11 protein-coding genes are annotated in these 12,460 nt (G+C 43.3%); 1 reads left to right on the top strand and 10 read right to left on the bottom strand.

The window, feature by feature from the left end; all coding sequences use genetic code 11:
- Nucleotides 1-3: 3 nt before the first annotated feature.
- The 5 genes from PQO05_RS06575 to rpsT all read right to left on the bottom strand — a co-directional run bounded on the left by PQO05_RS06575 (nucleotide 4) and on the right by rpsT (nucleotide 4,665).
- Nucleotides 4-294 (bottom strand): cell division protein ZapA, encoded by a 291-nt coding sequence (locus tag PQO05_RS06575; protein ID WP_174313324.1) that lies wholly within the window; start codon nucleotides 292-294, stop codon nucleotides 4-6.
- Between the two features lie 22 nt (nucleotides 295-316).
- Nucleotides 317-607 (bottom strand): hypothetical protein, encoded by a 291-nt coding sequence (locus PQO05_RS06570; RefSeq protein ID WP_273631906.1) that lies wholly within the window; start codon nucleotides 605-607, stop codon nucleotides 317-319.
- A 90-nt stretch (nucleotides 608-697) separates the two neighbouring features.
- Nucleotides 698-3,097 (bottom strand): phenylalanine--tRNA ligase subunit beta, encoded by a 2,400-nt coding sequence (gene pheT / locus PQO05_RS06565; protein ID WP_273631905.1) that lies wholly within the window; start codon nucleotides 3,095-3,097, stop codon nucleotides 698-700.
- 528 nt (nucleotides 3,098-3,625) lie between these two features.
- Entirely contained in the window at nucleotides 3,626-4,324 is a 699-nt protein-coding gene (gene radC / locus PQO05_RS06560; protein WP_273631904.1) for a RadC family protein, read from the bottom strand.
- An 86-nt stretch (nucleotides 4,325-4,410) separates the two neighbouring features.
- Entirely contained in the window at nucleotides 4,411-4,665 is a 255-nt protein-coding gene (gene rpsT / locus PQO05_RS06555) for a 30S ribosomal protein S20 (RefSeq protein WP_273631903.1), read from the bottom strand.
- A gap of 186 nt (nucleotides 4,666-4,851) precedes the next feature.
- On the opposite strand from rpsT, the gene PQO05_RS06550 reads away from it, so the two are divergent.
- Complete coding sequence (locus PQO05_RS06550) at nucleotides 4,852-5,814, top strand: zinc dependent phospholipase C family protein (RefSeq protein ID WP_273631902.1); 963 nt, start codon at nucleotides 4,852-4,854, stop codon at nucleotides 5,812-5,814.
- Between the two features lie 781 nt (nucleotides 5,815-6,595).
- Here PQO05_RS06550 and PQO05_RS06545 read toward each other — a convergent pair.
- The 5 genes from PQO05_RS06545 to gldG form a co-directional block, all read right to left on the bottom strand.
- Complete coding sequence (locus PQO05_RS06545) at nucleotides 6,596-7,240, bottom strand: DedA family protein (RefSeq protein ID WP_273631901.1); 645 nt, start codon at nucleotides 7,238-7,240, stop codon at nucleotides 6,596-6,598.
- 54 nt (nucleotides 7,241-7,294) lie between these two features.
- Entirely contained in the window at nucleotides 7,295-8,011 is a 717-nt protein-coding gene (locus PQO05_RS06540; RefSeq protein ID WP_273631900.1) for a DUF4397 domain-containing protein, read from the bottom strand.
- A gap of 1 nt (nucleotide 8,012) precedes the next feature.
- Nucleotides 8,013-8,750 (bottom strand): hypothetical protein, encoded by a 738-nt coding sequence (locus PQO05_RS06535; protein ID WP_273631899.1) that lies wholly within the window; start codon nucleotides 8,748-8,750, stop codon nucleotides 8,013-8,015.
- A 104-nt stretch (nucleotides 8,751-8,854) separates the two neighbouring features.
- Nucleotides 8,855-9,979: a DNA polymerase III subunit beta gene (gene dnaN, locus PQO05_RS06530; RefSeq protein ID WP_273631898.1), complete on the bottom strand. Its 1,125-nt coding sequence runs from the start codon at nucleotides 9,977-9,979 to the stop codon at nucleotides 8,855-8,857.
- 33 nt (nucleotides 9,980-10,012) lie between these two features.
- Nucleotides 10,013-12,409, bottom strand: a complete 2,397-nt coding sequence (gene gldG / locus PQO05_RS06525) for a gliding motility-associated ABC transporter substrate-binding protein GldG (RefSeq protein WP_337942881.1) — start codon at nucleotides 12,407-12,409, stop codon at nucleotides 10,013-10,015.
- Nucleotides 12,410-12,460 lie beyond the last annotated feature (51 nt).

Genomic DNA, 12,460 nt, shown 5'->3' with positions numbered 1-12,460 from the left:
TTATTACTTCGAGAAAAAATCAGTCAATAATTGGTCTAATTTGTATACGCCGTCGGCTACTTCCGTATCCTCAACCGTAACCTTACGCTCTGCCTTTAATGATGCTGTTGCATAATGCAATACTGCCATCGAAAGCAGGTCCTGCTTGTCTCTAACGGCATAATTTTCCTGATATTCCTTCAGTCTGTCGCCGATGAGCTTTGCTGCCCTGCGTATTATTTCTTCCTCTTCCATGCTTACCTTTAAAGGGTAAACTCTGTCAGCAATATTTATTTTTATGGAGATTTCTCCCATTGAGCTTGTTCACTTTTTTGCGTTACTTCTTTAGTAACACAATACACTTATCAATTTCCTGCACAAATTCGTTAATTTTTTGCTTGATGTCAAGGCTTTTTTCACTCGTTTCCGAAAATGATTTAGCCAACTTCAATACACGAAGCTTCTCTTCCAACTCAACGTGCTTATTTTTGCTCTCTTTGATGGTGCTTGTAAGCGTTTCCCGTTCACGCTTCAACAAATCATTTTCCTGCTGCAATACAGTACAAAGCTCAATTAAGCGCTCCGTTTTCTCTGTAACTGCTGATAACTGCTCGGTTATTGAAGGCATGGTAAATTAGTTTTGAGTCGCGAGTGAGTGAATTAGTGAGTAACAGACTTTGTGAGATTACTCACTAACTCGCAACTCACTAACTCAAAATTATTTTCTTATCTCCGCTCCTGCTTCTTTTCCTAAGTTATGAATTAATTTCTGCATTATGCTGTCAATAGCCTTGTCTGTCAGGGTTTTCTCTTCATCCTGTAAAATAAAGCTTAAGGCATACGATTTTTTACCTGCAGGCAGTTTATCGCCCTGGTAAACGTCGAACACGTTAACTTCGGTTAGCAACTTACGCTCGGTCTTCTGAGCAATTAATTTCAGTTGGTTAAAGGTAACCGATTGGTCAACCAGCATCGATAAATCGCGCCTTACAGCCGGAAATTTAGATACATCCTTAAACGTGATCTTGTTTTTTTGCACCAGCTGCAATATCAGGTCGAAATTAAACAGGGCGAAGAATACTTCTTTCTCCACATCTGTTTTCTTTAATGCCGATCCTTGTACCGAACCAAACTTAACCAGCGTTTTACCGCCACGGTAGTTGTACTGCAAGCCGTAAGATAATTCATCGTCAGCCACATCTTCTACACTGTAATCATTCAGGTTCAGGCGATCGATTAACTCGTCAACCGCACCTTTTAAGTGGTAGAACGAAACCGTTTCTGATTTATGCCCCCATTGCTCGCCCTGGTTTGCACCGCTGATGAATAATGAAAGCTGACGGTTCTCAGTATATTTATCTTCCTTAACACCATACACCTTGCCAAACTCGTAAAGCTTAACATTCGCATTTTTACGATTTTGATTATATGCAATAGCCTCCAGGCCCGAATACAGCAAAGTTTGGCGCATAATGTCCAGATCATTGCTCAGCGGGTTCAGGATCTTAACGGCATGCTCCAGATCTGTAGCGTAACTTGAACTGGTTAACGAGTTAGCCAGCATTTCGTTAAAGCCATTCGCAGTCAGCAATTCAGAGATTATACGCTGAATAGTATCACGCTCTGGTTTAGCCGAAGTATTTAACGACGCACGGATCTGCGTTGGGATTTCGATGTTGTTGTATCCGTAAATACGCAATACCTCTTCAATCACGTCAACCTCGCGGGTAACATCCACACGATAGGCAGGCACGGCCAATAACAAGCCTTCTGCGCTCTCTTGTTCTACCTTAATGTCTAAAGCCTCGATAATGGCTTTAATCTCGGCAGCAGGGATATCTTTACCAATCAGACGAATCGCATTTTTATAGCTAAACTCAACCTGGAAGGCTTCGGCTTTAGCCGGATATATGTCTGATGTGTCGGATGAAATACTTCCGCCTGCAATTTCTTTAATTAACAGGGCTGCACGCTTCAATGCGAACACAGTCATATCCGGATCGGTACCTCTTTCGAAACGGAAAGAAGAATCGGTTTTCAACCCAAAACGTTTTGATGTTTTACGTACAGAAACCGGATTAAAGTAAGCGCTCTCTAAAAATATGTTAGTAGTAGCATCACTTACGCCCGAGGTTGCACCACCAAATACACCGGCAATACACATCGGTTCGTTAGTGTTGCAAATCATCAGATCATCCTGGTGCAGTTTGCGTTCAACGCCATCTAAAGTAACAAAAGGAGTTCCTTCAGCCACAGTTTTCACAATCACCTTGTTACCGGTAATTTTATCGGCATCAAAAGCATGCATCGGCTGACCCAAATCGTGCAGCACAAAATTGGTAATATCAACCACATTATTGATAGAACGTACGCCGATAACAGCCAAACGCTCTTTCAACCATTTTGGCGATTCGCCTACTGTAATGCCAGAAATAGTTAAGCTGCTGTAACGGATAGCCGCCTTGCTTTCCACTTCAACAGGGATCACCAAACTGTTATTATCTACCGCAAAGGCAGAAACATCGGGTTTGGTAATATGTGTACGCAGGTAAGCCGCAATATCGCGCGCAGTACCCAGGTGCGAAGTAGCATCGGCACGGTTTGGCGTTAAACCGATTTCGTACATGTAATCGTCGGGCAGGTTAAAATAGTCTTTAGCCAGGGTGCCAACTATAGCATCCGCAGGTAATTCCATAATCCCGGCATGCGATTCGCCCAATCCAATCTCGTCATCAGCGCAGATCATCCCTTCGGATACTTCGCCCCTGATCTTCGATTTTGCAATTTTAAACGGTTCGCCATGTGTTGGGTAAACGGTTGTACCAACTACAGCAACAACCACTTTTTGTCCGGCAGCCACATTGGGCGCACCGCAAACAATCTGCAGGTCTTCGCCGCTGCCAACGTCAACGTGGGTAACACGCAGGCGGTCGGCATTGGGGTGCTGGGCACAATCTTTAACGTAACCAATTACCAAACCTTCCAGTCCACCCGGAATTGCCTGTACTTTTTCCAGGCTCTCCACCTCTAAACCAGTGCTGGTCAGGATCTGTGAAATTTCAGCCGGGGTTTTATCTGTCTGTATAAATTCTTTAAGCCAATTATAAGATATCTTCATTCGATGTGATGATAATCGGCAAAGATAGAATTTTTTGTTTCGGATTGCGGATTTTCGATTTCGGATTTAACAATAAACGTTCACCCCGCGCGTCATTGCGAGCGATAGCGTGGCAATCCCCGACCTACAGAGATTATACTTACATAATGCACAATCCGTTTTTCATTAGGAATGGCAGTGTTGAATATGAATCGTCAGTGGAAGTTCATTTCTTTTTTCTCTCAAAAAAGAAACGAACCAAAGAAAAAAGTCGTGGCTGCTCAATTTTCTTTAAAAGGCAGTGATTAGGCCGGTGCTGTGCTGCCCGAAAATTAAGAGGCCACAATAATTAGGTTATTAAAGGTTCTGTGCTTTGTTGAATCTGAAATCTCCATTCCCCTCTTGAGAGGGGGCGCGGAGGGCTGTGCGCTGGCGGGGGTGTGTTTCTACGATATACTAACTGCAAAGACACACCCCTAACCCCTCTCAAGAGGGGAAGAAAAGCGAACAACCCCAATAAATCCGAAATCTAACATCCGACTTCCGAAATCAAAGAAGCCCTTCATCCGCAAAACTCAAAAACCCATCATCGGTAATAATTAAATGATCGAAGACATTAATGTCGAGAATCTTTCCGGCCTGATGGAGTTTACGGGTCAGATCAATATCCTGTTGACTGGGTTTTAAATTACCTGAAGGATGGTTATGCGCCAGAATAATAGATGATGCCTGGTGAAGCAGCGCGATGTTGAAGATGATCTTTGGATCGGCGACAGTACCTGATAAACCACCCTTGCTGATAAGCTCTTTACCGATCACTTTATTGTTGCGACTGAGTAACAATATCCAGAATTCTTCGTGATTGAGATCTACCAGGTGGCGGCGAAGAATTTGCCAGGCGCTATTGCTGCCGGTTATTACATCAGCCACTTTGGTTTCTGTATCGCTGCGTCGACGGCCGAGTTCGAGGGCAGCTATAATGGAGATTGCTTTGGCTTCGCCGATACCTTTAAAGCGCGAAAGTTCGCTGACAGAAACTTTACCCAGTTTATTAAGATCGTTACCGTAATGGTGTAAAATTCGTTTACTCAACTCGACAGCTGATTCATCCCGATTGCCCGAGCCAATGAGGATGGCAATGAGTTCGGCATCGCTTAGGGCGCGGCGGCCCTGGGCATTCAGCTTTTCGCGGGGGCGGTCTTCTTCGGCCCAGGCTTTAATACTGATCTTTGTTTCATAAGGTTCCACGATGGTAAGTTATTAAAAATCGCGGCAATAAAAAAAGGGACAATGCTTGTGGCACTATCCCTTTTGTATATTTTATTTGCTTAAGCTTATGCTAAGCCGTTAACAAATTTAGTAAGCTTTGATTTATTGTTCGAAGCTTTGTTTTTGTGGATCACGTTTTTCTTAGCTAAACGATCAAGCATAGAGATAACCTTGCTTAAAAGCGGAGTTGCATCTGCTTTAGTAGTAGAACCTCTTAATTTTTTAATAGCGGTTCTTGTAGTTTTAGCCTGATATCTGTTGCGTAAACGCTTAGTAGCGTTAGCTCTGATCCTTTTAATTGATGATTTATGATTTGCCATTTTAGCTAAGTATTCTTTTTATTTTTCGGACTGCAAATATATGGTGAATATTTTAAACTTCAAAGATGTTTTTAAATATTTTTCCACACTAAGTGCTTCTGTTTCTTTAACATCACAAAGATAAATAAATTTATTTAAAGCCCCGCACTTTCGGGCAAGCATGGGCAAGGTTGCTATATTTGAGCAATGAAACCTGCCTTACGGTTACTCGTAGCCCTTATCATCCTGTTCTCCTGCTCCTCGTGGGGATTTTTTGCACATTACCGTATCCACCACCTCGCCGTATTTACTTTACCCAAAGCGATGGCTACTTTTTATAAAAGCAACATCGATTATATTACCGAACACGCCGTCACGGCCGACAAACGCCGGTATACCGACAGCACCGAAGCACCTCGCCATTTCCTGGATGCCGATTATTACGGCAAAACGCCCTTTAAAACCATCCCCCATAAATGGAACGATGCAGTGGATTGTTACAGCAAAGATACCATCATTAAATACGGCACAGTCCCTTGGAGCATCCAATACGAATATTACCGCCTGGTGCGTGCCTTTAAAGCACATGATACTACAGACATACTGCACACCTCTGCCGATTTAGGTCATTATGTATCTGACGCGTGTGTACCGTTGCACACTACCATGAACTATGATGGCCAGCTCACCAACCAAAAAGGCTTGCATGCACTGTGGGAGAGCCGCCTGCCCGAGCAATTTGCTGACAAGTATCACTTATACATCGGTAAAGCCCGCTATATTGAAAACCCATTATCAGAAGCATTTATTTTGTGCCGAAGCTCATTTAAGGGTGTAGATTCTGTAGTTCGTTTCGAACAAATATTGAACAAAACCTTCCCTGCCGATAAAAAATATAGCAAGCAACAACGTGGTACCCGCAAGGTTACCGACTACTCGCCCGAGTATTGCGCAGCCTACCACAAACTGATGCACGGCATGGTAGAACGCCGCATGCGCACTGCCATACTCGCCGTTGGCAGTTACTGGTACTCGGCCTGGGTTGATGCCGGTCAGCCAGATTTAAATAAGCTGATAGCGGTTAAAATGAGTGAGGAGGAGAAGGTTAAGTTGGATAAGGAGGAGGTTGCGTTTAAAGCGGTTGTGGGTAGTAAGAGGAAGAAGAAATAAGACGTCCTTTAACAACGCGTCATTGCGAGGCACGAAGCTTTTGTCATACTGAGCTCCGTCGAAGTATCAGACCGATATGCAGAAACTTCAATACCGCAGAAGCTACTATGAATAGGTTGGGCTACTATTAATGTCAGTCCCGCTCAATCGCCGCGGGTGGGCTGTTACTTTGGGGCGCCAAAGTAACCAAAGCGCTCATCGGCAAAAGGCTTCTTTGCGCACAAGGGCCATACCGCACAAGCGGTCAGAACAACACATCCCGATAGCTATCGGGACGGGATATTTTGCCCGGCTGTCGCATCGCACAACCCAGCCCTTCTGCAAAATCTCCAATGCCTCTTTCCTGCGCACAAGGCCAGCATTGTTCTGCCCGCTTTGGCCGAAGCTGTTTGCCGACGGAAGAGAATCAAGAAACGAGAATCAGGATCAGGAATCAAGATTTAATTTAAAGGAAGTTGATATGCCGAAACAATCACTACCTTAACATAACCTCTTTTCATGCAGCATTGGCAATGTTGCGGCAACCACAGGTACTGCCCACCTACTGCAAGTTCATAGCAACAGGGCCCGGCTGCGAGCTTTCTTTTGGTTACTTTTCTTTGGCGATCAAAGAAAAGTGATATCCACTGACGATCATATTACCCACACTACCATTCCTAATGAAAAACGGATTATGCGGTATTGAAATTTCTGCTAATTCTGTTACCGAATTACTTAACCTTTACAGCAATGACGGGCCAATTTAAAGGCAATCTTGTTTCCTTGCTCTTGTTTCTTGCTTCTAAGCTCTTTCTCTTCTACTCTTAATAATGCCCCAGATAATCGGCACTACAGAAATCAGTACAATAGCAATAGTAACTACAGAGAAATGTGTTTTAAAGAAAGGCAGGTTACCAAACATATATCCGGCAAACAGGAATAGCAGGATCCATGCTGTACCGCCAATGATATTGTAGATACTATAACGCAGGAACGACATGCGCCCTACCCCCGCCACAAACGGCGCAATGGTACGGATGATGGGGATAAAACGGCTTAGTATTACCGCTATAGGCCCGTGCTTATCGAAGAAAGCCTGGGTTTTGATGTAATATTCGAGTTTGAGTACCTTATTTTCGGGTTTAAATACCTTTTCGCCAAGGTAATTACCCAGGAAATAATTTACGGTATTGCCTGTAAAGGCAGCAATAACCAGTATTAAGGCCAGCAAAGAAATATTAAGTCCTGTACCACCTGCTGCAATTAGTGCACCTGCTGCAAAAAGCAGTGAGTCGCCGGGAAGAAATGGGGTAACCACAAAGCCGGTTTCGGCAAATATGATAACGAAAAGAATTAAGTAAGTCCATCCCTGGTACTGGCTTATAACCGGGCTCAGGTGCTTATCAATATGCAGAACAAAATCTATGAGGCTTTTTATTACTTCCAAAACGTGTGGTATTTGGCACAAAAATAAAAATATAGCTCAATATCAGCTTACTTATTATTTATTAGTAATAACTCCCGAGTTAAAGGCCGCACTATCGGTACGCCCTACTATGCCGTAAGTGTAAATGGTGTACAGCTTACCATCACCAACCGTTTGCCTGAATGTATTTAATATGGTACTCATATCACCATTGGCATATACCGTAAAATTATAGTCGCCCACAGGTATATCTATAAACTTTGTGCAGCTATCGAGCTTTATGTTTTTAAATGCGATTGTACCGTTAGCATAAACATCCAACGGGCTCGATCTCGGTGAGGTATTAATAAAACGTATTCTTCCCCGGCCAACAACCGGTAAAACCGATGTATCTACAACAAAAACGTACCTAAGGTTACCATCATTTTTTATACCGGTAATAAACAAGGTGTATTTAGCATTTGCGCGGGGCACGCTGTCTGTGGTAAGCAAGGTAGGTTTAGTGCCGCCGTTTGATCTTATTTGTATGGGAGAACCAATCGTATTCAGATAAAAATAAGAACTTGCTATTGGATAGCGATAAGGCGTGGTTCCGTTCTGGATATTATTATTGATGTACAAATCAACCGGGCCTGCATCCTGGCTTAAATTGGCCATCACTAACTGCGAATTGTAACTGTTAACCGTACCATCTGAAGTTTTACCGCACGATGCCATAAAAGGAACAACCACTACTGCCAGTAACAACAGCATCAGGAAATTAAATATATACTGATCTCTCTTTTCTGCCATTTTATTGATTATTTACAAACACGCCAACTGTAAGCGCCGATTTGCCAACCCCATCCGGCACACCTTTTACATATAGGGTATAAGTTGTATTGCTTATCAGGGTAACTTTTTGCGTAGCTTTTACATCTGTACCACCTGCCAGGTAAACATTTATTATCTTATTAGCGCCCGCAACCTGAGATTTAAACTTACTCATACTGCCATAGGTTTGATTTTTAAAGTTGATGTCGCCAATGGATAAATCGAGTGCCGGTGCGTTAACAGCCGAGTGTACAAACCGAACCATTGAGCTATCAGTATTAACTTTTATGGTATCGAGCTTTAAAAAACTTTTATCGGCACCTTCGCCATTTACAAAAAGGGAGTATCCCCTTATTCTCGAAGTTATCAATGTTGTTGATCCGTTAGCATTTTTTATACTTACAGTATCAGCATACTTCGTATGGATAGTATCAAGGTTTAACGGCAAATTAAACAGTACCTCATTATGCCCGTTTTTCCTGAACTGATAGTTTTGCAGGGTTGACTGAACAGATAAATACCCGCTGGACCCACCACTATAAATGGCCGATTGACTATTTAACCTTGTACCATTAAGATAGTAATTAAGCGTATCTGCGGTAGTATTAATTATATTAAGAACCGTGGCAGGCGCGGTGGCAATTGGTGCATCGCTGGCTTTACCGCAGCCGTAAATACCGGCAACAGTTAATAATATGATGATCGATTTAAATTTCATGTAGTTTCTGCCTGCATTATAACAGTTGCAAACAGGTTTTAGTATCACTCAACAAAAAAGTCCGGCTTTTGACGTCCGGACTTGTTAAATATTTTCAATATAGCTTATGCGTAGCTGTTCAGCATTACCGGCATAACCAGCATTAAAACGTCTTCGTTTTCATCACCACCAACAGGCAACAATAAACCTGCACGGTTAGGGGTCGACATTTCGAGGTTAATTTCTTCGCAAGCCAGGTTTTTCAGCATCTCGATCAGGAAACGGGCATTGAAACCAATTTCCAGATCATCACCTTCGTACTGGCAGGTTAAACGCTCGTGAGCTTCGTTAGCAAAATCAATATCTTCTGATGAAATATTTAGTTCGCTGCCGCTGATCTTCAACCTTACCTGGTGGGTGGTTTTATTAGCGTAAATAGCTACACGGCTTAATGAACCTAAGAACGATAAACGATCGATAGTCAGTTTATTGGTATTATTCTGCGGAATAACAGCTTCGTAATCCGGGTAACGCTCGTCAATTAAACGGCAAACCAAATTGATATTACCGAATTTGAAGAAAGCGCTGGTATTGTTGTATTCAATAGCCACGTTAACATCATCAGCAGGTAGCGATGATTTTAACAGGTTTAAAGCTTTTTTAGGCAGGATGAATGATGTTGTGCTTTCGGCCTTGGCATCTTTACGGCGGTAACGTACCAGTTTGTGGGCATCGGTAGCTACGAAGGTAAAGTACTGGGTTGATAACTGTGCGTAAACACCAGTCATAGCCGGGCGAAGCTCATCATTACTAACCGCAAAAATGGTTTTGTTAATTGCCTCGGCCAATACAGATGCAGGCAGGTTTACCGAAGTTGCATTTTCAACAACCGGGATTTTAGGAAAATCCTCACCGTTCTCGCCGCTCAGTTTATATTTACCATCGCCTGCGTTAATCTCGATAGCGAAGGTCTTATCATCCACAGAAAAAGCCACCGGCTGCTCTGGCAATGATTTAAGGGTATCCAATAATATGCGCGACGGGATAGCGATACGTCCGTTCTCTTTGGCCTCTACAGTCAGCGATGTGGTCATGCTGGTTTGCAGGTCGGTTGCAGATATGGTAAGGTTGCCGTCTTTTATCTCAAATAAAAAGTTTTCCAGAATAGGCAATACGGTGCTGTTACTTAACGCGCCGCTTACCGACTGTAGTTGCTTTAGTAAAGTTGATGTAGAAACAATAAATCTCATTCCTGATGGGTTAATCAATCAAAAGTAAAAAAATTAATGCGCATACTTTCGTTTGCGGACATAATGTTGAAAAATAGCGAATATTAACACTAACGCCGGCGGGATTATATTATTGACCAGCTGCCAATATAATTTCTCGTTCCGTACGCGTGCTTTATTCAGCAATCTGATCTGGATTTCTTTGGCCCTAAGGGCTATTAATCTGGTATCGCCGGTAAGATAATCAACAATATTTAATAACAATGTTTTATTGCCTGATGTTTGTTGGGTATAATGATCGTAACCCAAAGGATAAGGCGAACCATCAGCCGCCAATTGGTTCCTGAATACGTCGCCATCGCTGATAACGATCATTTTGGCAGGCTCACTTTTTTGCAGCACATTTACCTGCTCTGTAAAACCTTCAGGCAACGGGCGGTTCATAAAGTCAGACTTGAAATTACCTTCCAGCAAAACCCCAACCGTTTTAGGCGCGCTTTGAAAAGCCTTCGGATCAGGCTGCTGCTCAATAGCCGCCAGCGACAACATGTGCGGAGCTGTAATTTTATTATTATATGGCGAAGTGGTTAACAGGATGGTTTTCTTCACCCCTTTTACGCCCAGAGTATCTATCGTACTGATAAATTGCGTGGTGATACCATCTACATTTTTCACAATCGGGTTGCGCGATACCGGTACCAGTATCGGGTTAAACAACCATGGCACCATTTGGATCTGCGGCTGACCGCCCACACTACCTGTGGCAACGGGGATTTGAGAACTATTCAGGTCGGCAATCAGATCATAATTGATACGTACACCGTAGGTAAATAATTGGTCGTCGAGGTTCAGTTGCTTGTTGAAAGCCAGCTCTTCGCCGCCGTGCCCACGCAGACTGTCCAGCTCGGCACTTACCTGGTCAATGGTCCACAGTACGCGGCCGCCGTGCATCAGGTATTGGTCTACCTTAAATTTCTCTATTTCGGTAAAAGGGGTTTCGGGCTTGGCTATTACTACCAGTTTAACTTTTAGCAAATCGGCCAATGAGATCTTTTTCAGATCAACCCTGCCCACCATAAAGCTACTCGAAAGTGTGTTGATGGCATCATGCAATTGCACATCATCCAATTCATGATGGCCTTCAATAATACCTACTTGCTGATTACCACCTGTAATAGCTTTTTTTATTCCTGATGCAAAAGCATACTCCAGGTTTTGGATCGAATTGTTAAGTACCTCATCCTCGCCCAAACCGATGCGTCTTTGCAGTAAGTTAACCGGCACCTGCTTATCGCCGGCTGTAATTACCGCAGCAGGAACAATCAGTTTCTGGATCAAACCATCATCTGTTTTAACCGAAAGATTAGTTGGTTCAATACCGCCGCCCATCATATTTTTAATGGTGCTATCCTGCTCGCTTTGGCTCTGTCCTTTCAGCGGGTCAACAAATTCGAATTGTAGTTTGCGGTGACTGTAAGCCTGCATATCGCTCAGCATATCGCGCGTGGCGCGTTGCAAACGTTTAAAGCCACCCGGTAAATTATCGCCCTGTAAATACACGGTAACCTTAACCGGTGTTGTAAGGCTATCCATCATGTTCTGGCTCACCGGCGAAAGGGTAAAACGCTTCTCTTTAGTGAAATCGATACGGGTAAATCCAAATTGAGCAATCACGATGGCTACCACAAATACACCGGCATAAACGTAAATATCGGTTTGCCATAATTTGCGCTGCATCTGTAGCTTCAATGCACCGAGTGCCAGTAATATAAATAAAGCTGTAAGGGCGATGAAATAAAACAGATCGCGCGTATCCAGCACACCCCGGCTTACCGAACTATAATGCGAGCTGATACCCAACTGCTCAATCCCAACGTTTTGCAGGCTCAGCAACTGACTCATTGAATCGAACCCGCTATACACAAAAAACGACAGGAACACCGCGATAGTAAATGCAATGATCTGGTTTTTGGTAATGGCCGAAGCAAACATCCCAATAGCCACAAACGAAGCACCCAGCAAAAACAACCCGATATACGAGCCAATTACAGCCCCGCTATCAATATTATTTTGCGGGTTACCCAGCACCGTAACCGAGTAGTAATAAACATAAGTTGGCAACAGTGCAAACAGCACCAGCAGCACACAGGCAAAGTACTTGCCCATAATAATTTGCCCGAAGGTAACCGGCCGGGTTGCCAGTAACTCAAATGTTCCCTCCCTCCGCTCCTCAGCCAGCGAACGCATGGTTATAGCCGGTATCAGGAACATAAACAGGTATGGCACCGTATTAAAAAGGCTCTCCAAACTGGCATACCCATAATCCAGTATACTGGTATCAGGGAACACCCATAAAAACAATCCGAGGACGATTAAAAACACGCCAATGGTGATGTATGCCACCATTGAGCTGAGGTATAGTACTATTTCTTTTTTTAGTATTGTGAACATTTATATGTTTTGTATAACTATTATCTTCTTCTAATTCCCATCCAGCGCGTT

Source organism: Mucilaginibacter jinjuensis (genome assembly GCF_028596025.1).
Taxonomy (GTDB): domain Bacteria; phylum Bacteroidota; class Bacteroidia; order Sphingobacteriales; family Sphingobacteriaceae; genus Mucilaginibacter; species Mucilaginibacter jinjuensis.
This window is presented reverse-complemented; position numbering and strand designations above follow the sequence as displayed.

Bases quoted from the DNA above. Each gene is read 5' to 3' on its own strand.
- PQO05_RS06575 (WP_174313324.1), bottom strand. From the start codon at position 294: ATGGGAGAAATCTCCATAAAAATAAATATTGCTGACAGAGTTTACCCT.
- pheT (WP_273631905.1), bottom strand. From the start codon at position 3,097: ATGAAGATATCTTATAATTGGCTTAAAGAATTTATACAGACAGATAAA.
- PQO05_RS06550 (WP_273631902.1), top strand. From the start codon at position 4,852: ATGAAACCTGCCTTACGGTTACTCGTAGCCCTTATCATCCTGTTCTCC.
- dnaN (WP_273631898.1), bottom strand. From the start codon at position 9,979: ATGAGATTTATTGTTTCTACATCAACTTTACTAAAGCAACTACAGTCG.
- PQO05_RS06570 (WP_273631906.1), bottom strand. From the start codon at position 607: ATGCCTTCAATAACCGAGCAGTTATCAGCAGTTACAGAGAAAACGGAG.
- rpsT (WP_273631903.1), bottom strand. From the start codon at position 4,665: ATGGCAAATCATAAATCATCAATTAAAAGGATCAGAGCTAACGCTACT.
- gldG (WP_337942881.1), bottom strand. From the start codon at position 12,409: ATGTTCACAATACTAAAAAAAGAAATAGTACTATACCTCAGCTCAATG.
- PQO05_RS06540 (WP_273631900.1), bottom strand. From the start codon at position 8,011: ATGGCAGAAAAGAGAGATCAGTATATATTTAATTTCCTGATGCTGTTG.
- PQO05_RS06535 (WP_273631899.1), bottom strand. From the start codon at position 8,750: ATGAAATTTAAATCGATCATCATATTATTAACTGTTGCCGGTATTTAC.